At 51.4% G+C, this 22,023-nt stretch carries 17 protein-coding genes; 8 read left to right on the top strand and 9 right to left on the bottom strand.

Going from position 1 to position 22,023, the window contains the following annotated elements; genetic code table 11:
• Nucleotides 1-42: 42 nt before the first annotated feature.
• A complete protein-coding gene (locus tag AC0LWF_RS22390; protein ID WP_474653753.1) occupies nt 43-2,241 on the bottom strand; it encodes a copper amine oxidase N-terminal domain-containing protein in 2,199 nt (732 codons plus the stop codon).
• Nucleotides 2,242-2,761: 520 nt separating this feature from the next.
• Between AC0LWF_RS22390 and AC0LWF_RS22395 the strand changes: the two genes are divergently transcribed.
• Together AC0LWF_RS22395 and AC0LWF_RS22400 are read left to right on the top strand one after the other, a co-directional pair.
• Complete coding sequence (locus tag AC0LWF_RS22395) at nt 2,762-4,513, top strand: ABC transporter ATP-binding protein (protein ID WP_474653754.1); 1,752 nt, start codon at nt 2,762-2,764, stop codon at nt 4,511-4,513.
• Nucleotides 4,514-4,577: 64 nt separating this feature from the next.
• Nucleotides 4,578-6,602, top strand: a complete 2,025-nt coding sequence (locus tag AC0LWF_RS22400; RefSeq protein WP_474653755.1) for an ABC transporter ATP-binding protein — start codon at nt 4,578-4,580, stop codon at nt 6,600-6,602.
• Between the two features lie 406 nt (nt 6,603-7,008).
• Here AC0LWF_RS22400 and AC0LWF_RS22405 read toward each other — a convergent pair whose 3' ends face one another.
• Together AC0LWF_RS22405 and AC0LWF_RS22410 are read right to left on the bottom strand one after the other, a co-directional pair.
• A complete protein-coding gene (locus AC0LWF_RS22405; protein ID WP_474653756.1) occupies nt 7,009-8,592 on the bottom strand; it encodes an ATP-binding protein in 1,584 nt (527 codons plus the stop codon).
• A 444-nt stretch (nt 8,593-9,036) separates the two neighbouring features.
• The gene (locus AC0LWF_RS22410; RefSeq protein ID WP_474653757.1) at nt 9,037-9,846 is read right to left on the bottom strand and encodes an alpha/beta hydrolase family protein; all 810 of its coding nucleotides are present in this window, start codon (nt 9,844-9,846) and stop codon (nt 9,037-9,039) included.
• A 293-nt stretch (nt 9,847-10,139) separates the two neighbouring features.
• Here AC0LWF_RS22410 and AC0LWF_RS22415 point away from each other — a divergent pair, with 293 nt between their 5' ends.
• The 5 genes from AC0LWF_RS22415 to AC0LWF_RS22435 all read left to right on the top strand — a co-directional run bounded on the left by AC0LWF_RS22415 (nt 10,140) and on the right by AC0LWF_RS22435 (nt 17,296).
• Nucleotides 10,140-11,042, top strand: a complete 903-nt coding sequence (locus tag AC0LWF_RS22415) for a response regulator (RefSeq protein WP_474653758.1) — start codon at nt 10,140-10,142, stop codon at nt 11,040-11,042.
• Between the two features lie 5 nt (nt 11,043-11,047).
• Entirely contained in the window at nt 11,048-12,109 is a 1,062-nt protein-coding gene (locus tag AC0LWF_RS22420; RefSeq protein WP_474653759.1) for a HEAT repeat domain-containing protein, read from the top strand.
• Nucleotides 12,106-13,521 (top strand): glycosyltransferase family 2 protein, encoded by a 1,416-nt coding sequence (locus AC0LWF_RS22425; protein WP_474653760.1) that lies wholly within the window; start codon nt 12,106-12,108, stop codon nt 13,519-13,521. The genes AC0LWF_RS22420 and AC0LWF_RS22425 overlap by 4 nt, the downstream gene beginning before the upstream one ends.
• Nucleotides 13,518-16,826 (top strand): glycoside hydrolase family 113 protein, encoded by a 3,309-nt coding sequence (locus AC0LWF_RS22430; protein WP_474653761.1) that lies wholly within the window; start codon nt 13,518-13,520, stop codon nt 16,824-16,826. The genes AC0LWF_RS22425 and AC0LWF_RS22430 overlap by 4 nt, the downstream gene beginning before the upstream one ends.
• Before the next feature lie 254 nt (nt 16,827-17,080).
• A complete protein-coding gene (locus AC0LWF_RS22435) occupies nt 17,081-17,296 on the top strand; it encodes a helix-turn-helix transcriptional regulator (protein WP_474653762.1) in 216 nt (71 codons plus the stop codon).
• 191 nt (nt 17,297-17,487) lie between these two features.
• Here AC0LWF_RS22435 and AC0LWF_RS22440 read toward each other — a convergent pair whose 3' ends face one another.
• Nucleotides 17,488-18,147: a VanZ family protein gene (locus tag AC0LWF_RS22440; RefSeq protein WP_474653763.1), complete on the bottom strand. Its 660-nt coding sequence runs from the start codon at nt 18,145-18,147 to the stop codon at nt 17,488-17,490.
• Nucleotides 18,148-18,291: 144 nt separating this feature from the next.
• Nucleotides 18,292-18,738: a LytTR family DNA-binding domain-containing protein gene (locus AC0LWF_RS22445; protein ID WP_474653764.1), complete on the bottom strand. Its 447-nt coding sequence runs from the start codon at nt 18,736-18,738 to the stop codon at nt 18,292-18,294.
• Between the two features lie 169 nt (nt 18,739-18,907).
• On the opposite strand from AC0LWF_RS22445, the gene AC0LWF_RS22450 reads away from it, so the two are divergent.
• The gene (locus AC0LWF_RS22450; RefSeq protein ID WP_474653765.1) at nt 18,908-19,252 is read left to right on the top strand and encodes a helix-turn-helix domain-containing protein; all 345 of its coding nucleotides are present in this window, start codon (nt 18,908-18,910) and stop codon (nt 19,250-19,252) included.
• On the opposite strand, the gene AC0LWF_RS22455 is transcribed toward AC0LWF_RS22450, so the two are convergent.
• The 4 genes from AC0LWF_RS22455 to AC0LWF_RS22470 form a co-directional block, all read right to left on the bottom strand.
• Nucleotides 19,221-19,352, bottom strand: coding sequence for a hypothetical protein (locus AC0LWF_RS22455; RefSeq protein ID WP_474653766.1), 132 nt, complete (start codon nt 19,350-19,352; stop codon nt 19,221-19,223). The two genes, AC0LWF_RS22450 and AC0LWF_RS22455, sit on opposite strands and share 32 nt — an antisense overlap.
• A 183-nt stretch (nt 19,353-19,535) precedes the next feature.
• The gene (locus tag AC0LWF_RS22460) at nt 19,536-20,747 is read right to left on the bottom strand and encodes an iron-containing alcohol dehydrogenase (RefSeq protein ID WP_474653767.1); all 1,212 of its coding nucleotides are present in this window, start codon (nt 20,745-20,747) and stop codon (nt 19,536-19,538) included.
• Nucleotides 20,738-21,049 carry an antibiotic biosynthesis monooxygenase gene (locus tag AC0LWF_RS22465; RefSeq protein WP_474653768.1) on the bottom strand — a complete coding sequence of 104 codons (312 nt, stop codon included), beginning with the start codon at nt 21,047-21,049 and terminating at the stop codon, nt 20,738-20,740. The genes AC0LWF_RS22460 and AC0LWF_RS22465 overlap by 10 nt, the downstream gene beginning before the upstream one ends.
• A gap of 27 nt (nt 21,050-21,076) precedes the next feature.
• Nucleotides 21,077-21,994 (bottom strand): ATP-dependent DNA ligase, encoded by a 918-nt coding sequence (locus tag AC0LWF_RS22470; protein WP_474653769.1) that lies wholly within the window; start codon nt 21,992-21,994, stop codon nt 21,077-21,079.
• Between the last annotated feature and the right edge of the window lie 29 nt (nt 21,995-22,023).

Raw genomic sequence — 22,023 nt, forward strand, 5'->3', positions numbered from 1 at the left:
ATTGGGATGACGGCTTCCAGCCTCTTTACTTTAAAACGCATGCTACTGGCGAAGCGGCGGCAGCTGCGTGAACAGCATCGCGACAGGCAGATATGCTCCGGAAGCGACGGTGAACACGATGTCGACCGCTTCCTCTGTATCTCCGGTCCGGTACAGGACGGTAGCCTGCGTATTGTTTCTCAGTGTTGACACCGTTACGAGCTGGCCGTTAACCATAAACGCGCCCGTATACAACCCGCCGCGCGGATTAAGCGAGATCAGCGTATGAGGAGCAACGTGTGCCATATGCATGCGGTACAACACCCCGTAATTCCCCTCGTTATACTCGAGATTTCCCGATGTCTCGTCAATTCCGTCGAGGAAAGGGTCAATGACTTTATCGCCAACCTTAACCACTTCCGGCTTATTACCGAGAATATCGTTAATTTCAATGTAACGGTCTGCATTGTAGAAGGTCCCTCTAACATGCCCGTCTCGCGGCATAGCAGGCAAATTCGGCAACTCCGCGACCGGGTCCTTGCCTACGGCAGTGACGACAACGGTGTACAGCAGCTCCTTGTCGGAGAAGATGTCCGCGTATGAGCTGAAGGATTCATTCGGTTTGAGCGGTACCTTGGCAATATCGGGCAGTATCTCCCTCGTCTCGCCTGGTGCAATCGCCGTCCAAACCGGCTCGGGATTGCTCGCGAGCGAGCTCAGGTAACGGGATGTGGACAGCTTGCCGGCAAGCTCGGGGGAAGCTGTCGGGCCGCCCATGCCGATTGCGGATTTACTCACTCGTGCAGTTGAATTGCCCATATTCGTCGCGAGCAGGTGAACCGTAACGGAATAACCGATTTTATTGACATTATGGAACATGAACCGCACTTTGCCCGTCATCTGAGCATGATACGCGACGCCTTCCTGCAGTAGCGTCTCCGGGCTGTTGCTCCGAACCATCTGGGCAGGCTCCGATTGGATCGTATATTTGTTCGCTGCATACGTCAGTGCAGCCGAGCCGTCAACCGTATAAATATCGCCTGGCGCCGTGAATAGCCGTCCATATTCATCCTTCGTGTAAAGCACTTCGTTCGTAATCGTAACCATCTTCGTAATCTGCGTCTTCATGCCATGCTTATCTTCGACTTCCAGCATGACGGCCTTGTCGCCCGGCTCGAAAAATGCTTTGTCGTTGCCTGTGAACGTACTGCGGACAATCGCATTCTCATCGTCGGAGCTGATGTCGGTGTAGGTAATATTTTCGCCAATCCGGTACTGCGTCTTATCTGTTGTGAAGTCCGCGACAGGCGGCAAGTTCGGCGCCTTGACCGTTACGGTAACGCTGTACGGATCACTCCAGACACCGTTGCTGTCCTCAACCTGTCTTGTGACGATATAAGTGCCAGCTGTTGGGAAGATGTCCATCCGGTTCTGCCATCGCTCGTCTACAAACGGCTGTCCTGTTGCATTTGTCCCATGATCTACATAGGTAACCGTTGTTTGCTCGGCATAGATCTCAGTAGGCAGCACCTCAAACTCTGCTGTTGGCTTCGGCGGGATAACGATGGACGACCATTTCAGTGTAATCTGCTTGCCAACGACTGCAATTGTGCTGTCTGCCATCTCGCCCCAGGAGCGAAGCGGGACCATCAAGTATCCCTTCGATACGAAGGTTGGACCCGTGAGCTTCGTCTGAACGCCATCTCTGGTCGCCACGTCGCTGCCGATCTTGAACACAAGCGTATGCTGAGTGCCTGTCGCGATGGACTCCTTCGTCTTCGCATTGTACGAGATTTTGTAGCCATAGCGAGCTGCGATTGAACTAAACGGGAGGAACGTTCTGCCGTTCAGACTAATGACAGGCTGAGCGGATTGATACGTGCTGCCGTTATGCAACATGTTCGTGCTTCCGATTGTCAAATCCAGTCTGTCCGTTTGCACGGGTACATTGATGCACGGAACTGGTGTTGTGCCTGGATCTGGCGTTGTTGTTCCTGGATCCGGTGTTGTTGTTGTGCCCGGATCTGGAGTTGTTGTTCCTGGATCTGTTGTTGTTGTGTTCGGATCTGTTGTTGTGTTCGGATCTGTTGTCGTGCCTGGGTCTATCGTTGTACACGGGACAGGCGTGCCCGTATTTGTGACGGACGTTGTGCCTGTGCTAGCCGTTCCCGCCGCAAAAGCATCCCCTGGTACTGTGGTGGCGATTGGCAATATTAAGAGTGATAAAATTGATAAGATCAACATCCATTTCAAAGATTTCATGCTCCGTCTCCTCTACTCGCTAAACTTCTTTCGAATGTGTTCCCCGCAAACGTGATTTGGAAATTCATAACCAGTACAGATCATTTGACGCAGCATCTGACTATTTAGTTGCAAAAAACTGGGAAGCGACATATTTTAGACACATTTTCAGATTTCCCCGTTGACAATGTTTGGCGGCCAATGATACAGTGGCACATATATTCGATGAACGGAAGGGAGGGTTACGACATGAGAAATCGGCGCACAGCACATATGATTGATTTTACTCGCAGTGCAAATTTCATAGTGGACGTAACCCTCGCGCAAACGGGCGTTAATTAAGCGAAGCATTCACGCTTGTTAACGGAAGTAGGTGCATGGTTACGGCAACGTAATCGTGCGCCTTTTTTATTTTGCATCAGGCTTAGCCGCGGCAGCTCTCACGCTGACACGCAGCCCTGCATGCAGGATGAGGCGTATCGCTTACGGCGGTAGGCCTCTTTTTTTGTATCGATCTAAGCTGGAAAGGTTGTTGATCTACGTGTTTGACGTATTAAAAAAATTAAGCTGGTTTTTCAAAATGCATTGGAAGCGTTACACGCTTGCTCTCGTGCTGCTTACGATCTGCGGTCTTTTTGAGGTTATCCCTCCGAGAATGATCGGCTTCGCCATCGATAGCATCGGCCAAGGCACGATGACGCGGCAGAAGCTGACGGAGCTGCTGCTCTACTGGGCAGGCCTCACTGTCATCGTTTATCTCATCACTTATGTCTGGTGGTCGCAGCTGTTCGGCTCCTCCTTCATCCTGGAGCGTAAACTCCGCTCGCGCCTCATGCGCCATCTGCTGAAGATGACGCCAACGTTCTATGAACGCAATCGCACCGGCGACCTGATGGCCCGGGCGACGAACGATATTGGCGCCGTATCGAATACGGCAGGCTTCGGCATTCTGACGCTGGTCGATTCCACCATCTGGATGGCGACCATTCTCGTTATGATGGCTGGCTTCATCAGCTGGAAGCTGACGCTTGCGGCGATGCTGCCGCTGCCGGTGCTCGCACTTGTTATGCAGCATTTTGGCAAAAAAATCCACGAACGGTTTACGATTCAACAGGACGCTTTCGGCAAGCTGAACGACCAAGTGCTTGAATCCGTCTCTGGCGTTCGGGTCATCCGTGCGTTCGTGCAGGAAGATGCGGATCGCAAACGGTTCAGCGACATGACCGATGAGGTGTTCCGCAAAAACATCGAAGTGACCAAGATTGATGCGCTGTTCGAGCCTTCACTCAAAATTCTCGTCGGCATCAGCTATTTGATCGGTCTCTGCTTTGGCGGATGGCTCGTGTTCCGGGGCGAGATTTCCCTTGGCGATATGGTGTCGTTCAACATGTTCCTAGGCATGCTGATTTGGCCGATGTTCGCTATCGGCGAGCTTATCAACATTATGCAGCGCGGCAACGCCTCGCTCGACCGGATCAATGAGACGCTGGGCGTGAAGCCGAACGTCGTGGATGCGAAGTCGCCCGTGCAGGTGCAAGTGCCGGAATCGATTGAGTCCGAAGGGCTCACCTTCCGCTATCCGTCCTCTTCCATCGACAACCTAGTCGATATTAATGTAAAGCTTACGCGCGGTCAAACGCTCGGCATCGTCGGCAGAACAGGCAGCGGCAAGACGACTTTGCTTCGTCAGCTGCTTCGCGAGTACCCGATGGGCCAAGGCAGCTTGAAGGCTAGCGGTGTCCCGATTACGAATATCGAGCTCGACCAGATTCGCAGCTGGGTCGGCTATGTGCCGCAGCAGCCGATTTTGTTCAGCAAGACGATCCGCGAAAATATCGCTTATGGCGTTACAGGCGGTTCGATGGACGATGAGCTGCTAGGCAAAGCACTGGAGCTGGCTGCTTTCCGCAAAGACGTGGCGTACCTGCCAGACGGTCTGGAAACACTCGTTGGGGAGAAAGGCGTTGCCCTCTCCGGCGGACAGAAGCAGCGGGTCAGCATTGCAAGAGCAGTCATCGCGAACCCGGAAATTCTTATGCTGGACGATGCTCTCTCGGCAGTCGATGCCAAGACAGAGACTGAGATTCTGGAAGGACTTCGCAGGGAACGAGCCGGCAAGACGACGCTCATTACGACGCACCGGCTCTCCGCCGTGCAGCATGCGGATTGGATTATCGTGCTGGACGAAGGACGAATCGCAGAAGAAGGCACGCATGAGCAGCTGCTTCTGAATAATGGCTGGTACAAAGAACAATACGATAGACAGCAGCTCGCTGCCGTGGTGGAAGAATAATGCGCGGAAGCGCCCCCGGCTGCAGACTTAAATGAGATATAAGGAAACGAAGGTGACACCTACAATGGGCAATAACGGAAAACGATTATTTCTATATGCATGGCATTACAAACGACCGATTCTGCTGGCGCTTCTGCTGCTTGCACTCGCCATCTCCGCGGAGCTGGTCGGACCTTTTCTCGCCAAACGGATGATTGATACGAACATTATGGGCATCGAGAAACCGTGGTACGAGAGCAAACAAGACGGACGCTATGACGTAGCGTACAACGGCAGTTATTATAAGCGTGCCGATCATTGGAAGGCTGGCGAGGCGAAGGGCCGCGAGGTGCGCGTGCTGCAGACGGGGCTTACGTATTATTTTGTCGATGCGGCTGGTGTGCCTGACAAGGGTGCGCGTAAGTTCGCCGACGGCAAGCTAACGCTTACTGCCGAGGATGGCAGCAAGCAGCAATATCCTGCTGTTCTGCTGAGCCGAGATGAGACGTATCACTTCTATCAGCCGGAGCTGAAGAGCATGATTACGCTGGCAGCTGGCTATGTCGGGATGCTGCTCATCGGGGCGGGGCTCGCTTACGGTCAGAAATTCCTGCTTCAAGTGTCGGCGAACCGCATTGTACGCAAGATGCGCAATGACGTATTCCGGCATATTCAGGAGCTGCCGGTTCAATACTTCGATAATCTGCCGGCAGGCAAAGTCGTCGCACGGGTGACGAATGACACAGAGGCAATCCGCGAGCTGTATGTATCGGTGCTCGCGAACTTCTTCTCCGGCATCATCTATATGACCGCGATCATGGGCGCACTCTTCCTGCTCGATACTCGGCTTGCTCTAATTGCTTTGCCGCTGCTGCCGATTCTGTACTTCTGGATCGTTATTTACCGCAAATATGCGGGTGGCTTCAACCATGTCATTCGCTCGCGACTGAGTGACATCAACGGCATGATTAACGAATCCATTCAAGGCATGCCGATCATCCAAGTTTTCCGCAAGCAAAAAGAAACAAAAGCGGAGTTCGACGTCATGAACGACGAGTACTTCAAGTATCAGAACAAAATGCTGCGTTTGAACTCGGTGACGAGTCACAATTTGCTGAACGTGTTTCGGAATGTGATTTTTCTCACGGTCATCTGGATGTTTGCGGGCGGCTGGTTCGGTACGGCTGTATCCGTCGGCGTCCTCTACGCGTTCATTGATTACATGAACCGGATGATGCAACCTATCGTCGGGATGGTGAATCAGCTGTCGAACCTCGAAGTAGCGCGGGTATCGGCGGAGCGCGTATTCGCACTGCTGGATGAGCCGGGCACTCCGGTTTCTGAACAGCGGATGGCGCGTTATAAGGGGAATGTTGCTTTCGAGGACGTCTCGTTCGGCTACAAGGAAGGCGAAGACGTGCTGAAGCATATTAGCTTTAACGCGAAGCAGGGCGAGACGGTCGCGCTTGTCGGTCACACCGGATCAGGCAAAAGCTCGATTCTGAACCTGCTCTTCCGCTTCTACGATATTGATCGCGGCGCCATCACAGTCGACGGCACTAACGTGCGCGACATGTCGAAGCAGCAGCTGCGCCAGCATATGGGCATTGTGCTGCAGGAGCCGTTCCTCTTCACCGGCACGATCGCCTCGAACATCAGTCTGGACGACCCGGCGATTACGCGGGAGAAGATCGAAGGAGCGCTCCGCGACGTCGGCGCGTACGACATGTTCATGCAGCTGCCTCACGGGCTTGATGAGCCTGTCATCGAGAAAGGAAGCACGCTGTCCGCCGGTCAGCGGCAGCTCATCTCCTTCGCGCGTGCGCTCGCCTTCGATCCGGCGATTCTGATCCTCGACGAAGCGACAGCGAGCATCGACACGGAGACCGAAGCGATCATCCAGCAAGCGCTTGATGTGCTGAAGCGCGGACGCACGACGTTCGTCATCGCGCACCGGCTCTCGACGATCCGCGCTGCGGATCAAATTCTCGTGCTCGACCGTGGCCGCATCGTAGAACGCGGCAATCACGACGAGCTGATGGCACATGGCGGCAAGTACTTCGCCATGTACCAGCTGCAGCAAGGCGCCGTGATTAGCGCCTTGGCTTAAGCTAGTTAGGGAAACAAAGGGAGAGCCCCAGTTGTTGTTGGGGCTCTCCCTTTGTTTGTACTTGTGAAAGTCCGGGGGAACCGGACTTCTCTGCCGAGCGCGAGAGAACGTATACGTTCTCTCAGCCACTCGTACGTGCGATTCTCGCGCTGAGAAATCATATATGTGCTCTCAGCTCTGAAACGCCAAGGTTTTGGGCATCTGCGGCACGCGAGAGCACGTATACGTTCTCTCAGCCACTCGCGTCGATTAATTCTAGTCGACTTCCCCTTCAGGTTCAGTTATCATGCCAGCGAGTCGAGTTTGACTGGAGTGTGGTAACAGCCCCGGCGCAAAGTGTCCAAATTGGATCGGTGAGAGAGGATTTTCCCGCTCTCAGCAGCCAAATTCGGGGCTCTCACCCGACTTAAAAACCCACCAACGGAAGCATGATCAAGAACACCGTCCCGCTCGCGCTCGTCTCCTTCACATCCATTCTGCCATCATGATCCTGGACAATCTTGTGTGATATCGACAAGCCGAGTCCCGTGCCATGCCCTTTCGTGGTGTAGAACGGTTCAAATAGTTTCTCCTTCGTAGCTTCGGACATCCCTGTCCCCGTATCTGACAATTCGATGCATGCCTGCTTATCCAGCTCATACACCTTGACCCCGATCTGCCCGAGATCCTCCATCGCATCAATCGAATTTTTGAACAAATTGACGAGCACCTGCACAATCTTGTCCTTATCCACTTTGACATATAACGGGGCTTCCGGGTATTCGCTATTAAGGCGATGCCCTCTCCGCTCAATTTCCGTACCCATGATGGAGATGGCACGCTCGGTGCAGGACTGAACGGATTCCACCTTCATTTGGGACAGATTCGGTCTCGAAAATTGCAAAAACTCAGAGGTGAGCTCGCTCACTCTTGTAATCTCGTCCATGATCATCGGGTGATATCTGTCGAACTCCTTATAATCGTTCCGATAAGCCAGCTGAAGAAACCCTTTAATGGTCGTAAGCGGGTTACGGATCTCATGAGCCATTCCCGCCGCGAGCTCTCCGATTACCTTCAATTTATCTGCGCGAAAGAAGTGCTCATCTCGCTTCATCCAAATTTCCTTCTTTTGCAGAAATAGCTGCTTTTCCACTTCCTCTATCGTCTCTTCCGTTGTGCATCCGTTCGAAAATGCATACGCGTAAATGATATCCAAACTGGATATCTGCTCAATGATTCGGATGATTGCCTGTTTTATATAGTCCTCCGTAGCCTCTGCATCCTTATAAGCCATCGCAATTGCGAATTCGCTCCCGCCATAACGCGATACAATAGCAGGGCTAAAGTGGCGTTCAAGCTGAACGGCAATATCCTTCAAGCTGCTGTTCGCTTGCTCATAGCCATGCTTGAAATTAATCACCCGCAAATCCTGGCAGCTCATAATGATTAAACCAAATTCGCTGCGCTCCTTCATCTTGCTTAGCTTCTTACGGAATTCATGATAGTTGAGCAGTCCTGTGAGCACGTCTTTTTTCAGAAGCTCATCGTTTAATTGTTCGAGGCTCTTCCTCTCGATTTCTTTGCTCTTAATGAGCCATACCACTGCCACAATGACGAGCGAACTAGCAAGGTCGGACAACGTAACGAGCACGGAGTAACCATTCGTTACCGAGTAGGAGAAGCGGACAACGCTGTACAGCGTCATAATGAGAAGCGCATGAAGAAGTGCTCGAAGCAAATTTTCGCTTCGTGTGATCTGCCTAATCAGCAATATCAAATACATCGTCAAGGACCAGTTCAGCTGGCTGAGCCAATGAAAGAGGACGAGCATCGCAATTTGGATGTAAATCTGCTTGTTGTTCGTTTGCTTGGCATTTAGCGACACATAAACAGCGACGCCTACCGCAATCATCAGATAGGGGTGACTTGTCCGATCGAGATAGATGGATGAAAGAGAAATAATGACGAGCAAGACAGGAAGCAATATTCGAAAAAGAATGGTGTTGGCCATGACGTTGTCACCTTTATCCTTAAAATGTTTACGTTAAACGAAAAAAGACAGCCGTTTGTTATGGACGGCTGCCTGTGCTGAGATGTGTTATCGTGTGTCCTAGTAGGTGAATAGAGCAAGGTATGCGAAAAGCTTTAGTGCTTTCATCTTATCATACTTTTCGTAAGTAAATATAGGTAAAAGAAAGAGAGCCATTGATGGCCCTCCTTTTTGGTATACCTCGGCTAACGGATCGTAACTTTATTGAGGCGAAAATAGCGCTCCACAAAATGTAACGGACCGCAGCGACGCTATTTGCCTCTTTTGCAGCCAATTCAAGCTCCTTAACCCGGAATAGCGTCGCTACGATCCGTTAGCCAGCACAAGCCCGCGATTTGAGCCCAATAACAACTCTGGAGACCGTTAGCGATCAGCCAGTATCGGCGACATCGGCAGCATCAACAGCTAAACAACCTCATTCAACCACTTCAAAATAACCTCGAACAGTTCCTGCCGCTTGCCCTCATACCCGTGATCGGTTGATTCAATAACTAGACTTTGCAGCTGAGACGTGCCCGTGCTCTGAAACGCTGAAACAAGCGGATCATGCATGAATTTCACAGGTGTCAGCATATCCTGAGCTGCTCCAACCAACAAGACTGGCTTGTCCGATAGACTCTGCGCACGGTCCGGTAGATTCCATTCCGATCCATGCGCCAAAATTTCTTCACTCATCATCTGGACGGTAAGTCCCGAGATATAAGACGCCGGTTCAGCGAACCCCGCCTCAAGCTGAGCTCTGCTCTTCGGCTCTCGAAGAAGCTGCGCCATCATGCCGAAATTTGCACCTGAGAGGGAGCAAACAGCCGCGACTCCGCTATCCGCCGCAGCCGACTGCAGGGCGATGAAGCCGCCAAAGCTATGTCCGACAAGCGCGATGCGCCCACGATCAATCTGATATTTTGCCGACGTGTCTGTTTGACGCAAGTAGGCGAGAACCGTCCTCGCATCCTCAAGGGCATGGGTAATCGAGAAACTACCTGTGCTTCCCCACAACCCCCGATAATGGAACACCACCGCTTGATAGCCAGCATGTTGGAATTGCGCTGCCAAATCATAATTTTGCTGAATGCCTGGAAACCCATGCAGAAGGATGACGGTAGGAAAAGGCCCTTGGCCTCCGGGGCTAAAAACTCTTGAGACAATATAACCTTCCGCAGCCGGAATTTGAATAGCGTTCAACTGTGGAGCTTGATGCTCATGTGTATGGGTCACAAATGATCACGTTCCTTCTTTATATTGAGTTTATAGTGGGCAATTACATTATCTTCATTAAGAATGTTCATCGGCTATTCGCATCGACTGATATATGCCTGCTTTTAAACGTAGAAATGGAAATCGATTTAATCCGATGAATCGGGTCATTGCCATCTTCCACTACTATTCGCTTTTCCCATCTCTGTTCCTCCCTCTCTCCATACCAAATCCCCAGTAATTCACTAAACATTAATTTGCACAATGCGACTATACTGGAAGGACAACACGATTTACTAGAATTGAGGTGTGCTATGAGCAGTACCACTACACGTACCTCTCCCAATTCCCCTCTTCTCGCTCAGCTATACAACGAGGAGACTGGATTGTACCACAGCGACTTGCTCACGTCGTTCATTCAATGGAAGCTAGCCGATATGCCGCGAGTTCGTACCAAATTCACGGTCGTGGCGATTGAAATAGACCAAACAAACGGGCTCCCTGCTCTGCTGCATACGAGCAAGCTGATCGCAAGCCATTTGCGCAATACGGATTACCTATTCGCGACCGAGGAGCCGCATCGTTTCATGGCGCTATTGATGCATACCGGCTTTCTCGAAGCAGAATATCTATTCCAGCGAATCTACACAGACTTCCAGACCTCATCTCAGGTGCAGCTTACAGCTGGCATGACGGAGGTCGTCTATTCGACGACAACCTACGAGGATATTCTAGATGCAACTTCGGTGGCGCTGACGTTGGCACGGGATAGAGGTCCTTTCCAGCTCAGAGCGGTACCTGTCGCCACCTTGCCTGATGTGAGCACCATTAAAGTCTCCATTATTGATGACTCGCCGATTGCGCAGAACATTCTCATTAACATGCTCCAAAATCTCTCGATACCGCATATGGAATTCCAAACTCACAGCTTCCATGATGGAGCCAGCTTCGCGGAATCGGACTGGCATCATTCCGGGCATATGCATCTCATCTTCCTAAGCGATATCCTGCCGCAGCGCGACGGCATTGAGGTGCTGCGCGATCTGCGCAGCATGCCGAATGCAAACAAGTACATTATCATTATGCTGGGAAGCCGCAACACGGAGCATGTGACCATCTACAGCATGGAACATGGCGCGGACTATTATATTGCAAAGCCGTTCAACATCAAGCTACTTGAGGCTAAGGTAAAGCGGCTTCTGGAAAGGCTGAAGTGAAGTAGATGTATACCAGTCACGCAGTAATTGCACTTGCTATATTCACGGCGTCGCTGCTCATTCTGAGCAGTCTCGTCCTCGTCTATATCACAATCGTTAAAGCACGCGACATGCGGCTTACGCGTTATATGAACAGCTTCGCGCAGAAGAATAGCACACTCATGTATGTATATATGACCCAAGGCAGGACCAGTCGGGCACTCGTGCCTCATAATGGACGAACGTTCGCCGCAGCGGAGAAGCTGCTGAGCGATTATTTGCAAATCGCGCATAGCGATGAGATTCAGCTTCGGGCGAAGCAATTCGCTGAGGCGCATTTTACAGACACTTATCGAGAGATGCTGAAAAGCCGCAAGTGGAGCATACGGATGAATGCACTCTACCATGCTTCTGTGTTCGGCATGGACAACCTGCTGGATGACATTACAAGGCTGATGAACAGTCCAAAATGTACCGCGCAGGAGCATTATCAAATCTGCAAGCTGCTCATCCATTCCCGGCACAGCAGCTTCATACAGAGCCTTATTCGTTTGCCAGGTGATCTGACGGCATTTAATTACCGCCAGCTGCTGTCCATGCTAACAAATGACCAGTTCGATGAAACACTAGCGCAGTTCTATATGCTGCCAGTGCCGATTCAGCACAGCCTCGTTGAGATGATCGGCATTCTGAACAAATATGAGCAGCTCGACTTTCTGGAGCAGCTTCTATTCTGCATTGCAGAACCAGCAGGCCAATCGTCTGAGCTTCGCATTAAGCTATTGAAATCCATCGCGCAGCTCGGCTTCACGGAGCGCGCGGAGCAATACAGCAAATTCGCCGCTTCCAACAGCTGGGAGGAGCGGGCGATGACCGCCAAGCTGTTCGGAGCACTAAGAAAGCCGGAGCTGGCAGCACCGCTTACTGAGCTGATCAAAGACCGCTCATGGTGGGTACGAACACAAGCAGCCGGCGCGCTGCTGAACATGAAGGAGGGGAAGCAATTGTTAATGCATATTGCTGAGCATGATCATGACCGGTTCGCCCGGGATATCGCCAAAGAAACGTTAGGACTTCATCCCGGATGAGTGCGCAGGCGCTTTGGATCGACGTTATCGGCATTTATGGCCGCTTCATTCTCTCCTTCATGCTCCTCGCGACCACCTTCTACCTGATCATGTTCCTGTTCTCCTTCATGTCCATGCGCCGAGAGTACAAGCTGAACAGGTTCCGCTCGCATGAAGCATTGCTCAACATCGCGTTCACGAAGCCCGTATCGGTCATCGTGCCTGCCCATAACGAGGAAGCGGGTATCGTAGAGAGCATCCGCTCCCTGATTGGACTGCAATATCCAGAGCTCGAAATTATTGTCGTGAACGACGGATCAGACGATGACACGCGTAAGCAGGTAATCGAGCATTTTCAGATGGTGCCTATTGAACGGAATGCTCAGCAGTTGATTGCTACGGAGGCCGTCACTGAGATCTATCAATCGCTGCTGCTGCCACATCTGTACATGCTGGACAAGCATAACGGCGGCAAAGCCGATGCCCTGAACGCTGGCATTAATTATGCCAAATATTCGTATTTTTGTTCCATTGATGGAGATTCTATTCTTGAACAAGATGCGCTAGTGAAGATCATGAAACCGATCATGACATCGAATGAGGACGTCATCGCCTCCGGCGGCTCGGTGCGAATCGCGAACGGCAATACGATTCAGATGGGCAGCGTGAAACAGATCAAGCTGTCTGCGAAGCCGCTTGTCATCTATCAGGTCGTTGAATATTTGCGTGCCTTCCTTGTCGGCAGAGTCGGTCTCAGCCGCTATAATTTGCTGCTCGTCATATCTGGAGCTTTCGGTGTCTTCTCGAAGGAGTGGGTCGTAGCTGCCGGCGGTTATTCCACGAAGACAGCCGGCGAGGATATGGAGCTTGTTGTAAGGCTGCAGCGGCTCATCAAAAAGCGGCAATCAAATAAACGGATTGCATTCACAGCCGATCCGGTATGCTGGACAGAAGCGCCCGAGACGGCAGCGGAATTGCGCAAACAACGCAACCGTTGGCATCGCGGTTTACTTGAGAGCTTATGGAGGCATCGGGGCATGACGCTGAATCCGAGGTATGGCTACATCGGGCTCATTGTGTTCCCTTACTTCTGGATCATCGAGCTGCTCGGTCCTGTTGTTGAGCTCTGCGGCTATATGTTCATCGTGCTGTCCCTGTTTATGGGCGGCATCTCCATTGAATTTGCATTCATGCTGTTCCTTGCTTTTCTGCTCTATGGCTCGTTAATCTCGCTTCTCGCGCTCATCTTGGAAGAATGGGGATTGCAGAAATACTCCAATAAGAAGGATGTCCTGAAGCTGTATCTCTATTCCTTGACCGAAATTATTTGGTACCGTCCATTAACGGTGCTCTGGCGCGTTGAAGGCATATTCCAATTCTTCCTTGGCTACTCCGCTTGGGGAGAAATGAAACGCAGAGGTATCTCATCATGAGGAAGCTGGACCTAATAAATCGCCGATGGCTCATGGCTGCTGCCGTGTCTATCGGCCTCTTGGTCGTCTCATCGCCGATCTGGAGCTGGTATTTGAAATCCGGGCATAAGCTTAATGTGCTGATTGTCGACAAAACGGTGCCGGACGTCTCTTACCGCAGTCACGCAGGACTGACCTGGATGCTGAACAATGCAAAATACGTGCAGCCTTCGGGCAAAGCCTATCGTCCTTCAAGCGACTACTTCGGCTTCAAGCCGCTCGGTGACGGGAAGTACCGCATTGACGCCGTTCCTGACCAGATCGACAGCTATGATCTGATCTATCTGGCGAGCATGTACGGCGTAGACAAAGAGGAATATACCGGCAAGCAGCCGGGACCGGCAGAGAGCAAAAGCTTATACGGCGGCATGACGAAAGCGGAATTCGAGCCGATTCGCAGCAAGCTGCTGACGAAGGGCGGCACGCTTATCGCCGAGCGTAATCTGTTTGGCAAGCCGACGACGCCTGAGCTGCGTGAAGATATGTACAGCCTGTTGAATCTGACTTGGGACGGCTGGTCCTATAAGTACGTGGCTGATCTCGCGGGCACAGAAGTTCCGGACAAGCTAAAGGCCAGTGCAGCAAAAGCTAACGGGAGCAGCTGGGCCTACAAGGGTGACGGCTATCTGTTCATGAATGAATTTACAGAGGAAAATCTCGTACTGACAGAAGCGGATTTGGCTGGCGGGGCTCCCTCCTTCTCTTACACAGCGAAAGGCGAGCAGCAGCTGGGACTTTCGGAGAAAGGGATAGGGACGGGGATGGGGAAACAACCGTATTTGGGTTGGGTGGATGTCATAAAGCCCGCAGATGAACAAGAGGTGCTGGCCAGCTATACACTTGCGCTCTCGCCTTCCGGGCAGGAGAAGCTCAGCCGCAGATACATCCCGCTGACGATGCCTGCCATTATTCATCATCAGAATGAGAGGTATGGCACGTATTATTTCAACGGGCAGTTCTCCCTCAATACGGACCTCCCTTCGATCTATCAAAGCCGGATTCAAACGGCGCTCCGTAAGCTGCCGACTTGGCACGAAGCCGAGGACGCGTTCTACTGGGATACCTATATACCGCTCATGAAGGCGATCATTGACCACGGTATGACCAAGCCGGCTGCACTGCCGCAGGTCGAGAAGCTCAGTGCCGGTGATACGTCGTATTCGGCTCGCGTGTTCGGTGATCATTTTCAAACGCTAATGAAAGGCAAATGGACGGACTTCACCGTAAAAGGCGTTAATATCGGAATGGGCAAGCCCGGCGCTTTCCCGGGAAATGCCGCCATCGGCCGCGATGAATATTATCGCTGGTTCCAGCAGATCGCGGCGATGAATGCGAATGCAATCCGCGTCTATACCCTGCAGCCGCCTGCATTCTATGAAGCGCTGTATGAGTTTAATCAGACGACGGACAAGCCGCTCTACTTGTTCCATGGCGCTTGGGTGCCCGAAGACGCGCTCGTCTCGTCTGGCAACGCCTTCTCGGATGCGGTGATGAAGCCGTTCCACGAGGAGATCGTGGATGTCGTGAACGCTGTGCACGGCAAGGCGAACTTGCCGAAGCGGGCCGGTCATGCCTATGGCAGCTACACCTACGACGTCTCCCCTTACCTGCTCGGCTGGATTCTCGGCATCGAATGGGATCCGCATGCGGTGGCGGACACGAATAAACAAATAGCGCATAAGCAACCTTTTGACGGACGGTATATGTATACGCAAGGTGCTTCCCCATTCGAAAATTGGCTCGCGCAGGGCATGGAATACATGGCGGCGTATGAGCAGGATCATTACCAGGTGCAGCATGCTCTCAGCTTCACCAACTGGCCGACGACCGATATGCTGAAGCATCCGCTGGAATCGTTCGCGGAAGAAGAGATGTCGGTGGTGAACCCGAACCATATTTATACGAAGGACAGCTTCTATCCGGGCTCCTTCGCTTCTTACCACATCTACCCGTACTATCCGGACTTCATGAACAATGAATATAAGGATTACGTGGACCGATCGGGTACGAAGAACAACTATGCCGGCTATTTGCACGCGCTGAAGGCGGTACACCGGCTGCCTATTCTGGTGGCGGAGTTCGGCATTCCAAGCTCGCGGGGCATGACGCATCGCAATGTGAGCGGTAAGGATCAGGGGCATCATTCGGAGCAGGAACAAGGGAAGCTTATCGCGGGACTGTACGAGGATATGCTGAATGAAGGGTACATGGGGGGAATGATTTTCTCCTGGCAGGATGAGTGGTTCAAGCGGACATGGAACACGATGGAGTACGATAATGCGCATCGCCGTCCATTCTGGTCGAACGTTCAAACGAACGAGCAATATTTCGGCCTGCTTTCCTTCGATCCCGGCGAGAATGTGGTGCCGATCGACGTCGATGGCGATACGCTTGATTGGGATGCGCTGCATCTAGCCCCCATCTACAAGTCTGCGGCAGACAGCAAGCAGAACTTGAAGTCGCTCTATATGACGAATGATTCGGAGTATGTGTACTTGCGCCTCGATTACAGAAAGTTGCCAGCGGACGACATCCATACGTCAATTATGCTCGATACGGTGCCTGGACAAGGAAATATAAAGCTGCCTAAAGACATCCCTCTTGCCAATAAAGTCGGGTTCGACTTCTATATCGACCTCGCAAGCGCGAGCTATGCGGAGACATTCGTGGACAGCTACTACGATACGTTCTATTACGATTACGCGTACTTGAAGAAGCTGATCCCTACGGTGGCTGGCGTGAGCACGAAGAACAATGGCATGTACAATCCGATTCGGCTTGTGCTGAATAAAGGATCTCGGACGGTGCTGCCAAATGGCAAGCTGCTGGACTACCCGTTCGCGTCGTATGCTACTGGATTGCTGCAGGAAGGCAATAGCAACACGAGGTCGGCAGACTACAACTCACTCGCCGACTACAAGGTGAATGAGCAGAATGGTGTGGTGGAGATGCGCATTCCATGGCTCATGCTGAATGCCAAGGACCCAAGCTTGCACGAAATTATGGGCGATCTGTGGACATCCGGCAAAGGCTATCAAGCAAGCGTGACGACGAAAGGGTTCCATCTGCTCGTTGTAGAGCAGAATGGCAGCGGCGGCAGCGGCAGCGGCAGCAAGGTGAGTACGCTGCCGGAGATGAAGACTGGCGAGCCAGTTACGCTCTCACAGCTGAAGCTCTTCCAGTGGGGCGAGTGGAACCTGCCCGCCTATCATGAGCGGCTGAAGCGGTCGTATGAGGTGCTGCAGAAGGAATATGCGAAATATTAACACAGGCGGGGGTGCACCTCGCCGAGCAGGCTACGCATACTTTCATCACTAATGAACGTTATGTGGGGTTATTCGCGTTTCGATACAAATCGTTTCTAGATTCACGAATAATGTGCCAAATTAGTGGGTTCTATATTGACACGATACAATTAGTATCATAATATATTTGTGTATACATTTTGTATCAAAACAATCGTTTTAATTGACATTATTCATTTTATGCATACTCACGCTTGAATGGAGGGTTAAGGTCTGTGTTACACCTCGGAAATACAATCGCTGAACTAAGAGAAGCAAGAGAGATAACGCAAGAAGAATTAGCGAGGACACTCGGCATTTCCAGATCAACCCTCTCACACTACGAGAAGAACAGAAGAAAGCCGCCATTAGACTTTATAGTCCTGCTTGCCAGTACATTCAATATCTCTATTGAACAAATTATTAATACCCCGAAAAGAGAAGAAACATAAGCGAACGGATAGGTTCCCGTCGGCGCGTTAATGTAGTATAACATAAGTGATAATAATTTACGGTAGGTGCTTCAAATGTTACTGTCGAATCGAGGCAAACAGCATAATTATGAACTGGTTCCATCGATGCTCCCCTACTAACTTGTTTTAAAAACCGCGTGTTTCTCTACGCTCTGGAGGTCTGCCTACAATTAGACAGACCTCTTTGCATGCTTCGACTTTCTATATCGTCCCCATCTTGCCAGCAAAATGAAAAGAAACAGAAATAACATGCCTCCGGATAGGTCAACGCCAACATCACGGATCGTGCTTGTTCGCCCCCCGGAGAATAGCTGGTTCCACTCATCCAATGAAGCGATACCAGCTACAATGAGCAATGAGGTAAGCACTCTGTACGGCAATTTCAGCCGCAACGAATTGAAAGCGAGATAGACTACAATCGCAAATACACCGTATATAACCATATGCGCGCTTTTACGAAATACGAATTCAATAAAACCGAACGGATCACTCTTTGCTGATTTATCGCTGTGCAAATAATGAACAGTCAAATCCGGCAGTAGTCCTCTTACCTTATCCTCGTTAAAATGCTGTTGAAGAAATGGAATAATCGTTTGCTTCTGATACGGTTCAGATGAGAAGTGAAAAATGAGCATCACCCATATTACGGCTGGTAAAACATAAATAATGGAGCGTAATTTAATTTCCTCCACCTCGCGATCTGTATAATTATTGATACGGTATGGATTAGGGACAATTATGCCTATCTTACCCTCTTTCGTATTGCTGTCGCCAAAATAACGCTCGGCCTTATCATCTACGAGCGGAACACCTTGATAAGGCGTCAACACCTCTTCCAGTCCCCAAGCGGATCCCAGATAATCCTCGGCGCCTGCTCGCCTTTTTCAACTGATACATCACTTCGGCATCCTCCCTATTAAAGCCTTCACCGCTATCATAATAGATTTAGGGAAATATTGGTACTAGAATCATTGTCATCTTAAAGGAGGAATGATATCTGATCCTGCCTTCACAACCAAATGCTTGTACTTTGCGGTCCGCGCCTTCGAGATTGGCACAGAGATATTGCCCGCTCCTTTGAAATACGCTTCATTACCGTACGGTCCCGCTTCAATCCGGTCGATAAGACGCACATTCACCAAGCAGGACGAATGGAACCGATCGAATCCAAGCGGCGACAGCACATCCTTATAGGCGCTTAGATTACCGAGCTGCAAGTACGTCCCGTCCCTCGTAACGAACATCGGAATACCCGCCTTATAGCTTGACTTTCCATTTAGCCGCGGCGTTACGCCCATATACAAAACCTCTGTTGTGATGTTCAAACTTCTGCATATGACGCGATCATTCTGGGGCTCTGTCTTCACGCAGTAGACATAGATCGGCGAGCGACTTTCGATTGGGCATCCGTTATGAGTCAATTCGTATGTTCACCTCCACGAGCTAGCTATACAGATCACTTTTCAGTATATAGTCGCATATGGTGATTATAAACATAAGTTAATCACATTAAGAGACCGACCAAAAACCCGCCATTCTGTTGTAAGATATAATATCAGTTGATTAGCGCTTTGCTGATGGAGGTGCACTTTGCGTACATTCGGAGAACGACTCGCATATTTGAGGTACAGAAAAGATATGTCCCAAGAGGAGTTTGCGAAACGGCTTAACATTGGGAAAAGCACCTTAGGCATGTACGAGACGAACAAGCGTGAACCCGGTCACGAGATGACGGCCCAAATCGCCGCTTACTTCGAGGTGAGCGTGGATTGGTTAACGACAGGCAAGGAATTCAAGCACAGACCGATGTCGGCCACACGAGAAGAAATGATTATTAAAGATCTCGTTGCACGTTACAACATTAATCTGACTAACCAGCGCACGAGAGAGAAGCTGGAGAAGATCATTCAGCTTGTTTTTGACGACCTGCAATAAGGAGCGCCTGAATGAGTTGAATCAACTCTTCGCTCGGCACATCGCGCAATTCAGGAATTTCCTTCATTAACTCTTCAACGGCTCTGCGCAGCTCATCCATCTTCTCGCTCGTCCCTTATCCGGAATTTTACTATCTATTACCAGTATAAGAATGAAGAATTAGATTTGATATATCGTTTTAAATCTCTGGAAAATGCTTGACAAACAAAGAAGACTGGTTCCTCCTGAGGAACCAGTCTTCTTCTCTTGTATCGGCGACATCGCTCGCTCCGCTAGATGCTAACTAGATCCGCGCTAGCAAAATCTCCCGCATCACAGCTTTGTCCAGCTGAACCGGACTCTGCTTATTATCTGACGCAGCAAGTACTGCATCCAAATTGTCTGCATTGACGCCGTATGCGCCAAGCTTCTGGATGTGCAGCGACTCCGTCCACGCCTCTAACGTCTCGACTAACCGTGCACGGCAGCCCTCCGCATCTTCCTTCGGATGTCCCGTTAGGAGTGCGCCGACAGCAGCGTACTTCGCCAAGCCTATAGCGGAAACAGCCGCTGCTTCCCCCTCTGCTAGACGCAAATACTCGATGTTGCGCTTCGTCACTTCCGCGAGCAGCGTTCCGCAGATGACGCCATGCGGAACCTTGAATTGTCCGCCGAGCGGCGCGGCAAAACCGTGAACTAGCCCAAGTCCCGCGTGCGCCAGCGTAATGCCTGACATCATGGAGGCGTAAGCCATCCGCTCGTGCAGCTCCACATTCTCGGCAGCACCAGTACAAATCGGCAGCAAGCTAGTGGCAGCCGCTTCGATACCCGATAAAGCAAGCGCATCCGTCATCGGCGAAGCCTTAGTCGATACGTACGATTCAATCAATTGCGTTAGCGCATCAAGACCGCTCGCGGCCTTCACCGATGCCTTGCAGCTCATGGTGAGGCTGCCATCCACGATGGCGACATCCGGAATAAACCGGTCATGGCGCAATGAGCGCTTGAACCCGCCCTTGATGGAGATTACGGCATTCTTCGTCATTTCGCTGCCGGTTCCGGACGCTGTCGGGACAGCGACGAAGAAGATTTTGCTCCCCTTGTGCGCTCGGAATGCCGGCTGCCCTTCCAAATAATGCAGCACCGTATCGCCTGGCTCTGTCGTCAGCATCGCGGATACCGCTTTTCCCGCATCCATCGCGCTCCCGCCGCCAATGGCGATGACCGCATCAAGCGGAGCTCCGATGCGGCAGCGTTCCACCGCCTCATCCACCCATTCCACCGTAGGTTCATGGCGGATATAGGCGATATCATAGGCGATGCTTGCGGCAGCAAACGAATCTGCAACCCGCTTCCACTGCTCCGCGTTCGACTGCCCAAAGCTGCCCATTACAAACAGAACGCGGCGCGTTCCCTCTGGCAACACATCAACCAGCTTATGCAGCGTGCCGCTGCCGAATATGATCTGAGGCGTTCCTGTAAATGTGAACGGAGCCGATTGCCAATTTACCGCCATTGCGAAGCCTCCGCAGGCGCTATGACCCGGTGCGGCGTACCAACACGTGCCTTCGCCATCCAAGGTGCCACCGTATCCCGCCATTTCAAATAATGGCTCGTTTCCTTATGCTTCGCTGCTGCTTCTTCGGATTCATAAGCCTCATACAGCGTGAACACGGACGGATCATCCCGATGCTGCAAAATATCAAACCGTAGATTACCGTCCTCTTGAACGGAAGCACGGTGATTATCCAGCGTTGCGGCGATGAATGCCTCGACATGCTCCTGCAGCACGAATACGTTTACAATCGTTACGATCATTCGCGGGTAACTCCTCTCACCTTAAGATTAGTTATAAGACCAGACGCAATCCTCCGGCCGTCGATAAGGCAAGAAGCCTCTAAAAGTTGTCGTATGCAGCTGATGCATCTCCGTCCGATCGAGGTAATCGATCCGGCAGCAAAGCCTCGGAACAATCCACTGAGTCCCAGATTGTCGATCCTTCTGCGTGTGGAGCTGCTCCGCAATAGCCATGAACGCCTGTCTATCCTCTGGGCTGATCCCTTCTCCCACAGTGCCGACAGGCTTATTCTTCATTGTGCGAAAATGCAGTCCAATCACAAGCGCGAATGGATCCGTCCGGTACCCGACAATAACAGCATCAATTGTCCGGACATGCTTAATCGACAGCCAATTGAGTGATCGCCGATCAAGCCGGTAGACAGAATCGCGCCGTTTGGCTACAATCCCTTCCATGCCTTTGTCCTTGGTCAAGGCGAATAGTGCCACGCCTTTCCCTTCTATATACAGCGTCTTCGAAAGCACAGGCGAATCCGCGACAATGCTGGCCAATCGTTCCTTCCTCTGCATGAGCGGCTCATCCATAATCGAACGTTCTCCTGAATAGAGCACATCAAAGGCAACGAAGGTCGCCGGATGCGACTTGGCCGCTTGTGCAATGGTAGCTGCTTTGCCAAGCCGCCCGCGATGATTGAAGTCATCGAATACGGGTCGTCCGTCTCGCAAGCAGATGCCTTCACAGTCTAGAATCACCGTGTCCGCTTTGATTGCATGAGCCGCTTCAAGGAGCTCCGGGAACTTGCTCGTGACGACATGCCCATACCGCGTATAAGCTTCTACGCGGTCGCGCTGCTTATGAAGAAGAAGACGCCCGCCGTCATATTGCGGCTCGAAGATAAAGCTATCATCATCGAACGCTTCCTTGCCCCTGCTTGCAAGCATAGGCTTCAATGGAGTAAAGAGCATCTTGAACATCCCTCCTACCCCCATTTTTG

The organism is Paenibacillus sp. sgz302114 (assembly GCF_056120345.1).

Excerpts from the sequence above, each read along its gene's own strand:
- AC0LWF_RS22390 (WP_474653753.1), bottom strand. The coding sequence starts at position 2,241 with ATGAAATCTTTGAAATGGATGTTGATCTTATCAATTTTATCACTCTTA.
- AC0LWF_RS22400 (WP_474653755.1), top strand. The coding sequence starts at position 4,578 with ATGGGCAATAACGGAAAACGATTATTTCTATATGCATGGCATTACAAA.
- AC0LWF_RS22405 (WP_474653756.1), bottom strand. The coding sequence starts at position 8,592 with ATGGCCAACACCATTCTTTTTCGAATATTGCTTCCTGTCTTGCTCGTC.
- AC0LWF_RS22415 (WP_474653758.1), top strand. The coding sequence starts at position 10,140 with ATGAGCAGTACCACTACACGTACCTCTCCCAATTCCCCTCTTCTCGCT.
- AC0LWF_RS22420 (WP_474653759.1), top strand. The coding sequence starts at position 11,048 with ATGTATACCAGTCACGCAGTAATTGCACTTGCTATATTCACGGCGTCG.
- AC0LWF_RS22425 (WP_474653760.1), top strand. The coding sequence starts at position 12,106 with ATGAGTGCGCAGGCGCTTTGGATCGACGTTATCGGCATTTATGGCCGC.
- AC0LWF_RS22430 (WP_474653761.1), top strand. The coding sequence starts at position 13,518 with ATGAGGAAGCTGGACCTAATAAATCGCCGATGGCTCATGGCTGCTGCC.
- AC0LWF_RS22455 (WP_474653766.1), bottom strand. The coding sequence starts at position 19,352 with ATGGATGAGCTGCGCAGAGCCGTTGAAGAGTTAATGAAGGAAATTCCT.
- AC0LWF_RS22460 (WP_474653767.1), bottom strand. The coding sequence starts at position 20,747 with ATGGCGGTAAATTGGCAATCGGCTCCGTTCACATTTACAGGAACGCCT.
- AC0LWF_RS22465 (WP_474653768.1), bottom strand. The coding sequence starts at position 21,049 with ATGATCGTAACGATTGTAAACGTATTCGTGCTGCAGGAGCATGTCGAG.
- AC0LWF_RS22470 (WP_474653769.1), bottom strand. The coding sequence starts at position 21,994 with ATGCTCTTTACTCCATTGAAGCCTATGCTTGCAAGCAGGGGCAAGGAA.